This window comes from Stratiformator vulcanicus (assembly GCF_007744515.1).
GTDB lineage: Bacteria > Planctomycetota > Planctomycetia > Planctomycetales > Planctomycetaceae > Stratiformator > Stratiformator vulcanicus.
Map to the genome: position 1 here is coordinate 5,001,671 of NZ_CP036268.1, position 14,761 is coordinate 5,016,431.

Annotated in this window: 16 protein-coding genes and 2 tRNA genes; 2 read left to right on the top strand and 16 right to left on the bottom strand. The window is 60.7% G+C overall.

Annotated features, from left to right (window positions below; translation table 11 throughout):
• Positions 1-27: 27 nt before the first annotated feature.
• From Pan189_RS20120 to Pan189_RS20180, 13 genes are all read right to left on the bottom strand, one after another.
• A complete protein-coding gene (locus Pan189_RS20120; RefSeq protein ID WP_145365872.1) occupies positions 28-930 on the bottom strand; it encodes a hypothetical protein in 903 nt (300 codons plus the stop codon).
• Positions 920-1,402 carry a hypothetical protein gene (locus Pan189_RS20125; protein ID WP_145365873.1) on the bottom strand — a complete coding sequence of 161 codons (483 nt, stop codon included), beginning with the start codon at positions 1,400-1,402 and terminating at the stop codon, positions 920-922. Before Pan189_RS20125 ends, Pan189_RS20120 begins: the two co-directional genes overlap by 11 nt.
• On the bottom strand, positions 1,395-1,631 hold the full coding sequence (locus Pan189_RS20130; RefSeq protein WP_145365874.1) for a hypothetical protein: 237 nt from the start codon (positions 1,629-1,631) through the stop codon (positions 1,395-1,397). Before Pan189_RS20130 ends, Pan189_RS20125 begins: the two co-directional genes overlap by 8 nt.
• Before the next feature lie 43 nt (positions 1,632-1,674).
• Positions 1,675-3,372 carry a DNA polymerase III subunit beta gene (gene dnaN / locus Pan189_RS20135; RefSeq protein ID WP_145365875.1) on the bottom strand — a complete coding sequence of 566 codons (1,698 nt, stop codon included), beginning with the start codon at positions 3,370-3,372 and terminating at the stop codon, positions 1,675-1,677.
• A gap of 3 nt (positions 3,373-3,375) precedes the next feature.
• The gene (locus Pan189_RS20140) at positions 3,376-4,155 is read right to left on the bottom strand and encodes a hypothetical protein (RefSeq protein WP_145365876.1); all 780 of its coding nucleotides are present in this window, start codon (positions 4,153-4,155) and stop codon (positions 3,376-3,378) included.
• 66 nt (positions 4,156-4,221) lie between these two features.
• The gene (locus Pan189_RS20145; RefSeq protein ID WP_145365877.1) at positions 4,222-4,479 is read right to left on the bottom strand and encodes a hypothetical protein; all 258 of its coding nucleotides are present in this window, start codon (positions 4,477-4,479) and stop codon (positions 4,222-4,224) included.
• Positions 4,476-4,781: a hypothetical protein gene (locus tag Pan189_RS20150; protein WP_145365878.1), complete on the bottom strand. Its 306-nt coding sequence runs from the start codon at positions 4,779-4,781 to the stop codon at positions 4,476-4,478. Before Pan189_RS20150 ends, Pan189_RS20145 begins: the two co-directional genes overlap by 4 nt.
• A gap of 44 nt (positions 4,782-4,825) precedes the next feature.
• Entirely contained in the window at positions 4,826-5,743 is a 918-nt protein-coding gene (locus Pan189_RS20155) for a hypothetical protein (protein WP_145365879.1), read from the bottom strand.
• Positions 5,744-5,813: 70 nt separating this feature from the next.
• Positions 5,814-6,269 carry a hypothetical protein gene (locus Pan189_RS20160; RefSeq protein ID WP_145365880.1) on the bottom strand — a complete coding sequence of 152 codons (456 nt, stop codon included), beginning with the start codon at positions 6,267-6,269 and terminating at the stop codon, positions 5,814-5,816.
• Between the two features lie 127 nt (positions 6,270-6,396).
• Positions 6,397-6,470: transfer RNA gene (locus Pan189_RS20165), tRNA-Met, on the bottom strand.
• 6 nt (positions 6,471-6,476) lie between these two features.
• Positions 6,477-6,998 (bottom strand): helix-turn-helix domain-containing protein, encoded by a 522-nt coding sequence (locus Pan189_RS20170; protein ID WP_145365881.1) that lies wholly within the window; start codon positions 6,996-6,998, stop codon positions 6,477-6,479.
• 278 nt (positions 6,999-7,276) lie between these two features.
• On the bottom strand, positions 7,277-7,555 hold the full coding sequence (locus Pan189_RS20175; RefSeq protein WP_145365882.1) for a helix-turn-helix domain-containing protein: 279 nt from the start codon (positions 7,553-7,555) through the stop codon (positions 7,277-7,279).
• A gap of 131 nt (positions 7,556-7,686) precedes the next feature.
• The gene (locus Pan189_RS20180; protein ID WP_310820820.1) at positions 7,687-8,757 is read right to left on the bottom strand and encodes a tyrosine-type recombinase/integrase; all 1,071 of its coding nucleotides are present in this window, start codon (positions 8,755-8,757) and stop codon (positions 7,687-7,689) included.
• Between the two features lie 182 nt (positions 8,758-8,939).
• Between Pan189_RS20180 and Pan189_RS20185 the strand changes: the two genes are divergently transcribed.
• A tRNA-Ile gene (locus Pan189_RS20185) sits at positions 8,940-9,013 on the top strand.
• Between the two features lie 33 nt (positions 9,014-9,046).
• On the opposite strand, the gene pdeM is transcribed toward Pan189_RS20185, so the two are convergent.
• Positions 9,047-9,796, bottom strand: a complete 750-nt coding sequence (gene pdeM, locus Pan189_RS20190) for a ligase-associated DNA damage response endonuclease PdeM (RefSeq protein WP_310820821.1) — start codon at positions 9,794-9,796, stop codon at positions 9,047-9,049.
• 80 nt (positions 9,797-9,876) lie between these two features.
• Positions 9,877-12,417, bottom strand: a complete 2,541-nt coding sequence (locus tag Pan189_RS20195) for a ligase-associated DNA damage response DEXH box helicase (protein ID WP_310820822.1) — start codon at positions 12,415-12,417, stop codon at positions 9,877-9,879.
• Between the two features lie 126 nt (positions 12,418-12,543).
• Between Pan189_RS20195 and Pan189_RS20200 the strand changes: the two genes are divergently transcribed.
• Positions 12,544-12,777 carry a hypothetical protein gene (locus tag Pan189_RS20200; RefSeq protein WP_145365885.1) on the top strand — a complete coding sequence of 78 codons (234 nt, stop codon included), beginning with the start codon at positions 12,544-12,546 and terminating at the stop codon, positions 12,775-12,777.
• A 255-nt stretch (positions 12,778-13,032) separates the two neighbouring features.
• Here the strand turns inward: Pan189_RS20200 and Pan189_RS20205 are convergent, their stop codons facing one another.
• Positions 13,033-14,682, bottom strand: coding sequence for an ATP-dependent DNA ligase (locus Pan189_RS20205; protein ID WP_145365886.1), 1,650 nt, complete (start codon positions 14,680-14,682; stop codon positions 13,033-13,035).
• Between the last annotated feature and the right edge of the window lie 79 nt (positions 14,683-14,761).

A 14,761-nucleotide genomic window follows, 5' to 3' on the forward strand; every position in this document is an offset into this window, starting at 1 on the left:
TCATCCTGTTTTGATTGTTCGTTTCGCTCACGACTGATGCCCCTCACCTCTCGCCTCTAAACTCTCACCCGCAGGCAAAGCCTGCCCATCGATCTCGGCGACGATCGCGTGGGCCTGCCGGACGATCTCGCTCGTCGTGACCTTGGCGAAACTCCCGCGGCGGAGGGCGAGGCGAAACCACCGCACGGCGTCGAGCGGCGGCTCATCGTCGCGGAGCTTCCGGTCGAGCGGCGGCGGCAGGTCCGCGATCGATTTCGCCTCGGTGACCCGCAGAGCGAGGGCATGAGCCAGTCGCCGGTGATCCGACCGTTCGCCGGCAAGTGGCCACGGCCCGCCTCGCTCCGGAGCCTCGGCGAGCCACCGGTCGAGCCGCCGCGGATCGGCGAGGATCTCCGGCGTCAGCGGCGAAGGTGCCGACGACGACCCAGGGCGAGGCGAAGCCGAGCCTCCCCCCTCCTTCCCCAAATCCGAAGCCCCCCCCGGGGGGTTTGGGGGGTTATATTCTCTTTTCTTATCTGGTAACGCTTCCGGTAACGCTCCGCCCGTTACACCGCCGTTTCCGGCCCCGTTACGGTTGCGTTTCTTTTCGCGGTGTTGGGCGACCCGCCGATTGCTCTTAGCCCTTTTCTTGCTTGAGGTTCCGAGAAATCGCTCGAAGTTCGGAATGGTCACCGCCCCGTCACCTTCGGCGGCGAGCCATCCGACCGCGATCATCGCATCGGCGAAGCCGTCAAGGTGTACGTGCCGGTCGATCCATTTTGGTGTAACGCTCAGAGCGTTACCGGTTTCACTGTGAGAATCGGCCCACGACCAGAAGCGATGGAGCTTGCCGACGATCAGGTCTTCCTCGACATCCAGACGGGTCGACATCGCGATCACGTCCGGGTCGGCGGGCAGTTCCTTCCGCATCATGATCCACTCAACCGCCATGAGAGGCCCCCCGTTGCTCGGCTGCCATCCTCGCCCTCTCCTCGGCCGCTCGCTCGGCGATCTCCGGGCTGGGCTTCGGCTTCGGTCGTGCGGCGTTCTCCGCCCGCACACGGGCGTCGGAGACGGCGTTCGCGAACTGCAGTTCCACCTCGCGGCCCCAGCCGTACCGCCGGTTCATGTCATGGGCGAAGTTCACGAGCAGGGCGAAGCCGTCGGTCGAGGCGGTCACGGTGCGATGCCCATCCACGTCGGGACACTGAACGATCCGCTCCGACGCCTTAACGAGCAGCTTCACCTGCTGCTCCGCCTCCCACTTCACCGCCGGCCGATCCGATCGACCGAGATAGTTCAGGTGCGTCGAAATCAAACTCGTCAACCAATCCCACACCCCCGAGGGCAGCGTCACGCTGCATTGGGCCTGCGGCAGCTTGGTCGACGGCTTCGCGGTCGACTTGCGGCGTTTCTTAGTCATCGGTGCCTCCCTGTGTTGGGAGAAGCTGCCGGACCTGTTCGGCGATCAACACAGCATCGTCGAGGAACTGAATCTCGGGATCGGTCGGCAACTGGTCATCATCAACGTTCGCATGATTGGCCGCGACCTGTCCCATCGACTCGATGCACTCGGCCAGCTCACTCGGCGACATCCCCCGGTGAGGCTGCCGTCTCCGAAGCCCGTTCACTTCAAAACCGAAATCAGTCATGTCTCAATTCCTTAAAAGCTGCCGCAGGCCCAAAGTGACGAAGTCACCGATCCCGAGACAGCGGCATGATGATGAAGGTCCACGAGCCGACCGTGGCTTTTAATTGCGAGTCGCCGTCGGTGAATCCGAAGTCGATCACGTCGTCGCCGGCATGTTTTAAGAAACCGGCAATTAACGTGACGTCGAGCGTGATCACCAGGTCGAAGTCGCAGGCCACCGGCAACTGCACTTCGGCCACGCCGAGGTCTTGCGACGCGGCCTTAATTTTGAGCGTGCCGTCGGATAGGAAGTACAGGTCGATTCCACGCGTCTCTTCGGCCGTCGTAACCCGTGCCTTCTCGACCGCCTTTAAGAACGGGGCCGCCGGGATCGAGACATTCTTGGGCGTGTCCGGTGGGATCACCGTTCGATACCGAGGAAAGCGACCCTGCATCAAACGCGTCTGCAGTCGCCAGCCTTCCGACCGGAACGCCGCGGTGTTCGAAGTGAGCATGACTTCGACGTCCGCTTCCCCGTCCGGGCAGAGTGCCCGCAGGACCTGCATTGCTTTGGCCGGTACCACCGGCGGAGCATCGGCCGCTCTTGGCTCCGATGGCGCGATCACGAGTCGCTCGACCGATAGCTGCCGGCTGTCAGTCGCAGCAAAGACCAGGCTGTCAGCGTCCCGCTCGAACAGCACACCGCCAAGGACATACAACGACGACGTCTTATCGCAAACGAACGCGACGTGATCAATCACTCGCCTTAATACCCCGCCGGGAACCGACAGTGGATCATCCCCGGCAAACGCCGCCTCCGGTGGAAACTCCGCCGCATCGGCGACGTTTAATTTCCACTCATCGGCACCCGAGCGGATGACGAGGTTGTCATCAACGGTCAGGTCGATCGATTCCTTGCCGTTGATCAGCCGGAGAATTTCGCCGAACTTCGCGGCCGGGACCAGCGTTTCAAACATCCCGCCGCCGATGGTCGCCTGATCCACTTCGGCCACGAGATACATTTCACTATCGGTGGCGTGTATTTCCAGCTTCCCGCCCTCGCCGACCAGACGGAAGTTCTTTAAGACCTCCATCGGTGTTGTTTTCTTGGCAACCGGCAGCGCGAGAGCGACCGCCTTCTGCAGTGCGGCTGCTGACACGTTGCAGCTCGCCGCGGTTAAGGAATGCGGCATCGGATAAAAACCTCCCCGTGCGGCCGGGTGATGAAATTGGCCCAACGCCCGCCGCACGATCGGACGCGATTCAAACAGTCTTCGACTGATCTCTACTTCGGTCAGAGACAGCTCGGCCGCGGCCTCGCTTCTCGACATGTCATCCCGCTGAACCTTCAACACGACCTCCGCGGTGACCTCGTCGAGACCTGCCACCGCGAAGGACCACAGGTCCTCGGCTTCGATCGCGAGCGTGGGATCGGTGGCGGTTTCGGCAGCCGAGTCGCCGTCGAACGTCACCGGATCGCAGGTCGCGGTCTGTTCCCGCTTCTCTCGCCGACCGTGGCCGCGTGCCTGCATCAGGCAGGCCCGCCGCACACTCCGCCGCACGTAGTGCAGCACGTCCCCCTTCGACTCGTCTTGCCGCTCGAAGCACCGCCAGACCGCCTCCATCGCCGCCGACTCCATGTCGTCGCGATCGACTCGCGGAAACCGCTTCGCCATACCGGCGACGATCGGTTCCGCGACCGCGAGCAGCTCGACGAGCTGCTCATCGGGAGTCGAGGGGCGAGGGGAGAGCGAATCAGCCACGGTCTACTCGGCCCCCACTTCGTGGGCTTGGGCCTGCGGCAGCTCGGTCGGTCCGGCCGGACTGTCCGCTCGCGATACCGCCCAACTCGCCGCACTGAGCCCGGCAAAGAGCACGACCATCGAGACGACGAACATCACGCGCGCTTCGATCACCCACTTCCGCATTTCGTCGTGATGGTCAGACACCGCCCGATGCGAATGGCCGACCTCTTCGATCCATTCGCCGAGCTTGTCGCTGCGAACGGCGATTTGCGTCACCGACCGATGAGCTTCATTCGCGTGCTCAGCCGCCTTCTCGCAATGAGCCAGCGTTTCATCCCGCAGCACCGTGCAGGACTGCTCGGCGGTCCGGCAGACCAGGGCCATTTCGATCGGTTCGAGCAGCAGACTCCGCAGCGAGTCCCCCTGATCTTCGCACGCGGCGATCACCTCCGACGTGTCATCCACATCGATCGTGTTCAGCCACGAGCGGAAGTGATCGAGCTTCCGCCACGTCCCGGCCGACATCGTGAGCGTCTTATAATCGTGCAGCCCGACCGAATCGGGCTGGCCCGTCACCTGCAGGGCGTTCCGCATCGCCCGCAGCCACCGCCGTTCGTCGGGCGACGTCCACGGCCCATCGTCATCCTCATCGTCGAGCAATGACAGGAACGTCTCGATCTCGCCGACGCAGGTTCTTAAGAATTCGACCGGAAACCGAATCCGGGTCGACGCCTCATCGAGCCGCCCCTCCAGATTAAACACCCCGTTCGCCGTCGCTGTAATCACGTCTGTCTGCGACATTAAATCACCTTTCGTAAGAATTAGACTTTCCCTCTGGCCACTCACCTCTCGCCTCTCGCCTCTCCCTCACTCCTCCCAATCCACAACGGTCAATTTCCACTCGCGGCAGTAGCGTTTGAGCCGGTGGGGCATCTCCGCATCGGGGCAGAACCAGTCGACCCAGATCGCCCGCGTGTCGAATTGGAACCACGGCAGTTTCACCGCCCAGTGCCCCGGCCGGAGCCGGCGGGCCTGTATCTCGGCCGAAGGCGTCACGCGTCGGCCGTCGCGGCGGATGCCGCTTTCGGTGACCACGATCAACCGCATCTTCTTAATGCGTCTCACGACCCGGCCTTTCGTGAAAACTGTGTCGGAATCGCATCGGTATCGATCAGCCCGGTCGCGGGCACCGTCATTAAATCCGGGTCGGCCTCAAGCAATTTCTCGACCGAGACGCGGGCCTTCTCCGCGATCCGTTCGACATACTCGCGCCGGTGAACCTGTTTGGTGGCGTTGTAATACCGAGCCAGCTCCAACGCGGCATTCGCCGCCCGCAACCGATCGGGCACGCTCCCCGATGGCCCCGAAGGCAGATCGAACGCGAAGCCGATTAAGACTCTTAATTCCGTGAGTTGTCGGGAATCCATGGGGATAGGCCAGAGGCTAGAGGTGAGAGGTGAGAGGTCCTGTCTCACGAGTCTGCTGAATCCGGCAGCAAATGCCGGACGCACTCCGGAACCGGGTACTCATTCCCCGGCGTGCTGTATATTTTCTGAAGAGGACGCTTTTCAACGAATGCCTTAAATGCAGTCGCTGTCCGGCGGAAGTGCTCCCGCTGCCCCTGGTCACCCACGTGGTGGCGTCGCTGATTGTTAATCAACGACACCATCAACGACTGGGCCGCGACCTCGTTATCAAGAGCCGATGCCTGCCCGCAGAGTATCGCGCAGAACCGACGAAGCTCTGTCTCGTGTCCCGCATAGAACGCTCTAACCATGACCGCCCTGAACGGCACAGTCGTAATGCCCCGGACATTCGTTTGAATCGCTGATTCAACGACATCAATGCCGTCTGTTAATAGATCAACGGCTTCATCGACGATCGCGTCAGATACCCGAGACACCTCCTTCGCTCCCATTTTAAGGTCACCAACGAGGGTTCTCCTTGCCGTACTGATCCGCACCTGCGTTGTCGGTTCGCCCCGCATCTTGCGATCATCGCGGAGTGTGCGACTTACAGACTTATCCGTGCCACCAACCTGTTCAACGCCGAATACTACTAAGGTCGTGAAGGGCTCGCCTGACCGCACACAAGCACCGAGCCGATGCTGCCCGTCGTAGAGTTTCCCGGTCTTGTCAAATGCGATCGCGTGGGCGTTTTCGAACCACACCCCGCGCTTCATGTCCTCCGAAAATCGGTAAACCGATTTCTTTATATGGCGATTGTTGTCGATGTGATGATGATTCAATATGTCTTCGGCAGCGTCTGGCGGGATAACCGCTCTGGTTATAAACCGGGTCGAACATCCCGGAACTCTGACCGGCTCCGGCCAGCCGTACTCATTGCAGAATGATGCCATCCACGCTTCGTAGTGCTGCGGATTATCCATTTCATTAACCCCGTGTTGAGAGAGAGAGAGAGAGAGAGAAACCAAAGCAGATTGATGAGACTAGGTGCGTTTAATTTGCAGCCGCTGAGACGACGCCGAGCGGTGGTTGACTGGCAGCCGTACCCAGTTTTCCGCTTTCCGCTTTCGGCTTTCGAACAGTTCGCCGCTTCCGCTTCTTCTTCACCGGCCCCGCCTTCTCAAAGGAGAGGTATTCGATCTTGCGGCGGCGTTGTTTCTTCTTCGCGGCCTCGATCGCTTCGGGACCCTGAGAGTCACGCAGAGCGGCCTTGTAGTCGGTCGGCTTTTGCCGCTTCGACCGCACGACGCGGATGTCGCCACTGCCGAAGGCATCGACACCGCGGGCCTTTAATTCCGCGTCGATGACCTCTTTGTATTCGTCGTAATCACTCTTAATGTCATCGGCCCGCTGATACTGTTTTCGGTATCGCTGCTGCAGGTCGGCTGCCTTGGTGATCAGTTCCCCGAGCCGTTCATCGGACAGCCCATCCCGCCGTCGCCTCGCCATCACATCCGCCTTTCATTAAGGTCGGCGCGTACGCTGAGCGCAGACGCCGCACTAAGGTGTTCGACCGCACATGCGATCGATAGAAATCACTCTCGCCTCTGGCCACTCGCCTCTGGCCTGTTTCGAATAGCCGCGGCAGGATTCGCACCTGCGACCTCCGGGTTATGAACCCGGCGAGCTACTGGACTGCTCCACGCGGCGTCGGTCTTAATAAAACTCGGTCACCCCCTTCTTGGTCCGCTTAGGTGCGATGTTCTTCGGTCGCTTCACGACCTGCCGGTCCTGTTCGAATTTCTCGATGTCGGACACGAGGATCCGATATCGTGGTTTGCCCGTCCCGCCGCGGTCGCTGATGTCGATCGCCCGCAGTTCCCCGCTGCGGATCAAGACCCGCACCTTCTCCGGAGTCACCCCGAGCCGCTTGGCAACTTTCTTCGTTGATATGCGTTGGCCCTTGGCCGTTGAAGGTGACTCGATCGGTGAATTGGCGAAACCAACATGCTCTTCCGTATTCCTCTCGTCCTCACTCACGTGGAGTTGCAGGCATACGTCAGGGTTTGGCTTCAGCTTAAGTATCACCCACTGCCTCCGGGTTACGGTCCACAAGTGGTCGCCGAACTCGACTTGGTCCCCAACGGCAATACGGGTAATCCATTCGTCCTCGGAGAACTCGCGTAGCGTGCGCCCTGTCTTGGCTTCCGTGTAGCAAATACTGGTTGATATTTTCATCGTCTTAATCAATGTTCGCTTGCGAAAGCTCGGAGGTGATCTGGATTAATACAATCGTGATTCCCGCAAGTCGTCACGATCCTTTTTGAACTCCCGATGGTTCCGATATAAACGAAGTAGCTCGCTCGTCGAGCGTCCACCTTTCGCCCGAGAAGCTCAATTTCTCCCGGCAGGCTCCAACATCCCGTCGCGATATTTGTTTCACTTGCTTCCTCTAATCGACGTTTCACATCCTCGGGGGACTCAACCACAGCGACACCCTGTGACACGGACATAAATTACCCTTTAATCCAGCGACGTGATCGAGCCCGCTTTCGCCTCTTCGACCGTGGCGCGGAACCCTCGGACGATCGCCGATCGATGAAATCGTTGAGCCATTCCCGCCGTACCCGATAAGTCGGGCGACGGCTTTCCGGGTTCGGCGAGGCATTGAAGCTTCGCAGTCCCCTCTGTGGGTCCGTTGAGTACAGCCGGCAGAGGTCGCGGACCGTTTTTGCCGCAATGCCGAGTTCGTCGGCGACCTGCTGAACATTGAGAATGTTGTTTGTGGTGGTCATCGTTTCTGCCCCTCTATAAGCACTGAGGGTGCAGGTGGATTTGTCAGGCGGCGACAACTGCGTATTCGCCGTAAGTGATTGCGTGGCCTGAATTAAAAAAATCCACAATTTTTAACGGCGTCACCATGCTGTCATGCTGGCGACACATTCGGCAGCAGCCAGTGCCGCACGTGTTCGGCAACCTTCAGGAGTCGATGCTCGAATATCTTCTCGCGGTACGTTGCGGCCATCGACTGATCGGAGTGGCCCATCATAAAGTCTGTCGCTACTTGGTCGGCCGAGTCCCCAGCGATCGTCTCGAACGTGTGCCTCAACACGTAGAAGTTAAGCCCACGTCGGTCGAATTCTCTCCCCTTCAATAACTTTTTGAACGTCTGGGCCACGATGTCGATATTTGTAATCTTTGAGTCTCCGTCTTCGACCTCCGTCTCCTTCACGCGCACGTACCTCGCCCCGGTCCGCGTGAGGAACACGAGACCAGCGTCTGCGGGATCCTTCGGGACTACTCGCACCGTCATTGCCAGCCGAAGCATAAGTTCGGTTTCGGGCCAGAGCGGGCACCGCCTCTCCTCTCCGGTCTTTGGCCGCGGGAAATCGAGAAAGGCGTGGCCATCAACGTAGAGCAAAGCCCGGCGTGGCAGCGTAGCGACATCGGTGTTCCCGAAACCACAGTTGATTCCGAGCAGGATCATGGCCCGCATCTTCACATCGGCCACCGGTAGAAGTTGCCGGATGTGTTCCGCGGCGATCAGCTTCTTTTCCTGTTCGTTCCTGTGCCGCTTCATTGCCCGTTTTCCGGGCTGCTTGAAGCTAGGCCCGAAGCGAACCTGAACGGGCAACAATTCGGATTCGAACCCCCAAGTGAACATCATGCGGACGTGAGTAATTTCGCGGCGGAGCGCGTGAACGCCCCTGCCCTTCGTCAATCGCTCCCGGACCCGCTGAAAGTCACTCGGCTTGATGGAGTCAGCCGGGGTATCGGGACCGAGGATATCAACGACAGTTTGAGCGGTACGGCGGTAATCACCCCAAGTGCGGAGGGCAAGCTCTTTCGATTGCACCCTCGCCCGCTGGTCATCAAGCCACTCGTCCGCTAGATCAGCGATCGTCGTCCCCTCACCACGGCGAACTTCTCGCCCGGCTTGCAGGTCATCCTTTTCGTCCAGATACTTTGCGAGGGCATCCGCTGGATTAGCCCACACTCCGAAAAACTTGGTCTTTCCCCGTATCTTCTTCGCCCACTGACCGTTTCGGTGTGGATACAACGGGAAATCAACAGATGGCTTCGCAGGCTTATCATTCATGATCGGGCGTCGTACCGGGCGTCGCTACATACTTGACACCAATGTACAACACAGCCGAAAATACTGCCACATAACAAGTTGGGGCCCTAGCTCAATCGGTTAGAGCAGCGGACTCATAATCCGTTGGTTCCGGGTTCGAGTCCCGGGGGCCCTATTATTTTCACCGTCAGTTCCAGTCTCCGCCCGCTCAATGGGAGCGAGCCGAGCGACCTCGCTTCGGCCGCGAATCGGCCGACTCCGTGCAAGTATCCGTGCGCACTTCGATTACCTGGCTGTCTGCGACGACGAAGACGCGGTCGCCCTCGACCGGTGAGATCAGCCCGCCATCGACGAAACTGCTGAAAGCCGGCAGGACGAACTGCGACGCGCCAAGGTAGAAGCAGGGGAGCTTCAGCGTCTCCTGCGGTGTTGCCGCCAGCTTGACCTTTGGATGCAGGTGTCCGGCCAACACGAAGGGGTCGTCGGCTGATCGTCGCGGCGCCGCTTCACTCGCATCGAGCGGGAAGTGGCGCAACTCGAACGGGCCGAAGCGGTGTGGCTCATCGACCACGGAGAAACCCCACTCCGGAGCCGGATCGCCCGCGGATCGATCGTGATTGCCGCGAATGAGAATGCACTCGAGTTTTGGCACCATCTTGCGCCACTCGGCAATTTCCTGCATCGTTGCCGCTTCATCGCGGCCGGTGCGGGCGTGCATCAAGTCGCCCAGCACGATCAGTCGCTCGGCTTTGTGTTTCGTCACGCAATCGGTGAGCCGCAGCAAATCGCGACGCATCACTCCGGCGGGAATCGGAATCCCATGGGCGCGAAAGGTCGCCTCCTTGCCCCAATGCGGATCGGCGATAATCAGCGCGCGTTCGTCGTTCCAGAAGACCGCGTGATCGGGCAGCAGGGTGAGCAGTTCACCGGCCACCTCAACGGGGAGTCCGTGTTGCACTTGTATCCTTACCTGTTGAATTCAGAATCCGTCCTCAATCGATCGTGCAGCCGCGACCCCCAACATCGACGGTCACACGATCATCCCGCCGCCTTCTCTAAGGCGACGCTCATCCGCGAAATGCGGGCGGAGAGCTTCTCCGACGATAGCTTCTCACGCAAGCGATCGACCATGAGTGGAAAGCCGAGCGGCGTCGGTTTTCGAGGGTTTTCCACCACAACTCGTGACCGGCCAATCGCTTGCAGCGTTTCAAACATTCGGGAATGTTCGAGTTGACGTTCGAGCACTTCGTCTCGCGCCTGCCTCAGCAGGAGGTTAGACGGATCATAGTTCGCGAATACGTCATACAGCAGCCCGGTCGACGCCTGAAGCTGTTTTGCTGTCTTTCCGGAGCCGGGATAACCGACATACACCAGCCCCGCGACGCGAGCGATCTCGCGGAACTGCCGCTTCGCCATTTCAACGCCGTTGAGGCTGTCGAGGATGTCCTCCCGCAAATTCGCCGGGTCAAATAATCCCTCTTCCAAGGCGCGCTCCAGCGGGGCTTCCTTCGCTGCGAGCAATTCGAAGCCGTAATCATTCATCGCCATCGTGAAGGTGATCCGGTCAAGCTGCGAGAGCCGAAAAGCACACAGCGCCGCGAGCCCCTCATGCACCAGCCGACCGGCGAACGGATAGAAGAACAGGTGATAGCCCTCGCGCGTTTTCGTCCGTTCAATCAGCAATTCGTCCCTCGCCGGAATCCGCGACCAATCCGCTTGAAGCTGCAGCACCGGTTTGACCGCCTGCATCTCCGGGCAGTCATATACCCCGCTCTTTGCCTGTTGCAGCTTTTCGCGGATCGCCGTCGAGAGTTCATTCGAAAGCGGCATCCGTCCGCCGGACCACCGGGGCACCGTGCCGGTCTTGTTCTTCGCGACGCGAACCCAGGCCTTCATGTCGAAGAATTTGACCAGCTCCAACACCCGGCCTGCGAACAGGAACCGGTCCCCCGGCTTCATGCGAGACACGAACGACTCTTCGACCGTGCCGATGCGTCCGCCTTTGAGATAACGCACTTCGATCGCGGCGTCGGATGCGATCGTGCCAATGCCCATGCGATGCCGCTTGGCGACCTGTTTGTCATCGACGCGATACTCACCTTCGGCGTGTGCAACGCGGCGGTACTCGTCATAGGCCCGAAGCGCCTCGCCGCCGCGGGTCACGAAGTCGAGCACCCACTCCCACTCGGCGTCGGTGACATCGGCAAAACCGGTCGTCCGGCGGACTTCGTCGAGCAGTTCGTCGCTGCGAAACCCCCCGCCCAAGGCAATCGTGACGGCGTGCTGCACCAATACATCGAGCGGCTTTCGCAACGCCTGCCGACTCTCGATGTGCCCGCTCGCGATCGCGTCCCGGCACGCGGCGAACTCGACCAGTTCCAGCGCGTGCGTCGGTACCCCGACGACTTTGCTTGGCCTGCCGGGGGAGTGCCCGCTCCGCCCTGCCCGTTGCAGCAGACGTGCGACACCTTTCGGGCTCCCCACCTGCAGCACGCAATCGACGGGGGAAAAGTCGACGCCGAGGTCGAGGCTCGACGTGCTCACGACGCACTTCAGCTTCCCCTGCCGCAGGCCGTCTTCGACCCACCGCCGCGTCTGTTGTGCGATCGATCCGTGATGCAGTGCGATCAGTCCCGCCCAATCGGGCCGCTGCTTCAGGATCGACTGATACCAAATCTCCGTCTGCGATCGCGTGTTGGTGAACAAGATCGATGAGTTCGCCCGCTCGATCGCCTCGATCACCATCGGTAGCTGCCGAATCCCAAGATGCCCCGCCCAGGGAAACCGCTCCATCGTCTCGGGGATCAGCGTTTCAATGGCAAGCACCTTTCGGGTCGTCGCGGAGATGAGCCACTGGCGCGGCTGGGTGAGAGGTGAGTGGTGAGAGGTGAGTGACGCGTTCGTATCCGGACCCTCACCTCTCACCTCTAACCTCTCACCTCGCTGCGATAGCAGCGCCGCCATTGCTTCGTCGAGGTTACCGAGTGTGGCGCTGAGGCCCCAGATGCGGAGGTCGGGCCGCCAGCGGCGCAGGCGGGCGAGTGCGAGTTCGGTCTGCGAACCTCGCTTTGTTGAGAGGAGCTCGTGCCATTCGTCGACGATCACGCAACGGAGGTCCGCAAACCGCTCTTCCGCGTCGTCGCGCGTCAGCAGCAGGCACAGGCTCTCGGGCGTTGTGATCAAAGCCGTCGGCAGCCGCTTCCTCTGCCGGGCGCGGATTGCGGCGGAGGTGTCTCCCGTACGAGTCTCGAGCGTCCATGGGATGGCGAGGGCATCAAGCGGTTGCCGCAGTGCCTGTTCGGTATCGGCGGAAATTGCCCGCAGCGGGGTGATCCACAACACTTTCAGCGGCAGTTCTTTGGCTTTGGTCCCTCGCTTGCGCTTCGGGCTTGTGTGTTCTTCCTTCGCCCGCTTGCTCTCCGCGAGATATTCGATCAACGGGCCGAACCATGCCGCGTGCGTCTTTCCCGTCCCCGTCGTCGCGTGCACGAGGCCGCTTTCGCCGGCGAGATAAGCGTCCCAAGTCTCGCGCTGAAACGGAAACGGCTTCCAACCGCGCTCGCCAAACCAACCGCGCACACGACGTTTCGCGCGCTCGATCGACGCTTTGGTCAGCTTGGCAGGAGTTTCGGCGGAAGACAGCGGGGTCACCTCGGACTGCGCACATCACTCGTTATGATAGGCGCCCTTTCATTGGAGGCACCCATGCTGGGCGATCAGGACCGCGATAAGATCATCGAAACCGTCAAGCGAGAGAACCGACGGGCCAATCGCACCGGTCTCGGCGTGTGGTTCGCCCTCGGCGCCCCGGCTGCGTACAGCCTCGCCTACCACTTCCTGCCCCGTTATCGCGAGGCCCTCGTAGGCCTCGCCGTCCCGGCGGTGGTCATCTACCTCATCATCCTGCTCGTGTGGTCCCGCTCCCTGCTTCGCCGATGAAGTGAGCAAACAAGCCCGCAGCGCCAGCAAGGGATCCAAGGGAAAAGTCAAGATGTCGTGTGACCCGGACACCGTCCGGGCGGCAAAGCCGCAAGAGCAACCAGCGGAGTCGGAAAAGCTAACGAATACAAGCCGCGCACGGAGTAAGCGGATATCGCACGGGTTGATCCGCTTACTTCGTGCGCGGCTTGTCGAGGAACCTCTCGGAGCGAAATCCCTTGCTGGCGCTGCGGGCTTGTGTGAGGGGTGCACAAGTTAAATGTCAGGCAGCAATTTCTTAATTGCGTCCAGCGCATCGGCCTCGTCCGCTTTCTTGTCCGTCCGCCATTTCGTGATCCGCGGGAAGCGAACCGCGATGCCGCTCTTGTGGCGACTCGACAGCCGGATGTCTTCGAAAGCGAGTTCAAACACTTGCTCCGGTTTCACACTGCGGACCGGGCCGAAGCGTTCGATCGTGTTGCGGCGGATCCACCGGTCGACCTTACCGATCTCCTCGTCGGTCAATCCGCTATAGGCTTTGGCGAATGGGACCAGTTCTCCCTCATTCCACGCGGCGAAGGTGTAATCGCTGTACAGGCTCGCCCGCCGACCGTGGCCGCGCTGGGCATAAATCATGACCGCGTCGACCGTGAAGGGCTCGATCTTCCACTTCCACCACGGCCCCCGCACCCGCCCGACCCCGTACTCGGAATCGTTGCGCTTGAGCATCAAACCTTCTGCACGACGCTCGCGACTCGTCTCCCGCAATTTGGCTAAATCTTCCCAAGACGGCGATTGAACAACCTCGCTTAACGAGATCGCCAACCGCTCCCGGTCCGCCGCCCCCTCCAACGGCAACGTTGATTCAACCCCCTCACCTCTGATCTCTAAACTCTCAACGAGCGACGCAAGTCGCGCCCGCCTCTTTGCCATCGGCCACGTGCGAACGTCTGCCCCGTCCCACTCCAGTAGATCGAATGCAATGAAATGCGCCGGCACGTCTGAAAGAATTTTCTTGCCGAGCGTCTTCCGCCCGATCCGCCGCTGCAACTCACCGAAGGGCAAGACGTTGCCCTCCTTCATTGCGACGAGTTCGCCGTCGAGGGCCGTGCCGTCGGGAAGCGCTTCGATCACCGGCTGCAGGTCGGGAAACCGCTCGGTCAGCAACTCCTCACCGCGCGACCACAGAAAACTCTGCCCCGATCGGCGGATCATCTGTGCTCGGATACCGTCCCATTTCCATTCGACCTGCCACTGCGTCACCTCGCCGAGCGAACTCGGCTCCGCTTCCAACGGATGGGCGAGGAAGAACGGGTAAGGCCGGCTCGCTTCAAGTTCCCCATCGTCTTCGGTGGAGATGAGCGACCGGAAGAACTCCGGCGTCGGCTCCCATTGGCCCATCAAGCGATGCGCAACGAGGGCGACATCGATCTCGGCGACCTCAGCAAGTGCCTTCGTCACCGATCGCTGCTGCACGCCAACGCGAAAGGAGCCGGTCAGCAGTTTATTGAAGACGAATCGCTCTGCCCTGTTCAGGCCAGACCACTTGCTCCACAGTATTTCGCCCTGCTCTTCGGGTGAAAGTTTCTTCAATGGCAGCAGCGTGTCCTCGATCACGGCGTGCAGCGGCTCAGCGCTCGACACGGTCGCTTCGGGCAATAGGAGCGCGATCGTCTCGGCGAGATCGCCGACGACTTCGTAGCTCTCCTCGAACAACCATTCCGAGACCCCCGCCGCTCCGATCGCCGCCGCCCGCAGATCACCCGACTTGATGACCCGCTTCAGCTTCCGCCCCGTCAGCACATGCACCGCCCACGCGGCGTCCTCGGGTTCCGCTTTGCGAAAGTAATCGACGAGCGCAGCATGTTTCGCGGAGGTCTTATTCGTCTCATCAAGACGGGTAAACAGCTCGGCAAACAGGCGCATGCCTGATTATAGCGGGGATATCCACACAAGCCCGCAGAGCCAGAAAGGGATTTCGCTTAAAACTCGCCGATCCGCGCAC

Bases quoted from the DNA above. Each gene is read 5' to 3' on its own strand.
- Pan189_RS20120 (WP_145365872.1), bottom strand. From the start codon at position 930: ATGGCGGTTGAGTGGATCATGATGCGGAAGGAACTGCCCGCCGACCCG.
- Pan189_RS20125 (WP_145365873.1), bottom strand. From the start codon at position 1,402: ATGACTAAGAAACGCCGCAAGTCGACCGCGAAGCCGTCGACCAAGCTG.
- Pan189_RS20130 (WP_145365874.1), bottom strand. From the start codon at position 1,631: ATGACTGATTTCGGTTTTGAAGTGAACGGGCTTCGGAGACGGCAGCCT.
- Pan189_RS20140 (WP_145365876.1), bottom strand. From the start codon at position 4,155: ATGTCGCAGACAGACGTGATTACAGCGACGGCGAACGGGGTGTTTAAT.
- Pan189_RS20150 (WP_145365878.1), bottom strand. From the start codon at position 4,781: ATGGATTCCCGACAACTCACGGAATTAAGAGTCTTAATCGGCTTCGCG.
- Pan189_RS20155 (WP_145365879.1), bottom strand. From the start codon at position 5,743: ATGGATAATCCGCAGCACTACGAAGCGTGGATGGCATCATTCTGCAAT.
- Pan189_RS20160 (WP_145365880.1), bottom strand. From the start codon at position 6,269: ATGGCGAGGCGACGGCGGGATGGGCTGTCCGATGAACGGCTCGGGGAA.
- Pan189_RS20170 (WP_145365881.1), bottom strand. From the start codon at position 6,998: ATGAAAATATCAACCAGTATTTGCTACACGGAAGCCAAGACAGGGCGC.
- Pan189_RS20175 (WP_145365882.1), bottom strand. From the start codon at position 7,555: ATGACCACCACAAACAACATTCTCAATGTTCAGCAGGTCGCCGACGAA.
- Pan189_RS20200 (WP_145365885.1), top strand. From the start codon at position 12,544: ATGCTGGGCGATCAGGACCGCGATAAGATCATCGAAACCGTCAAGCGA.
- Pan189_RS20205 (WP_145365886.1), bottom strand. From the start codon at position 14,682: ATGCGCCTGTTTGCCGAGCTGTTTACCCGTCTTGATGAGACGAATAAG.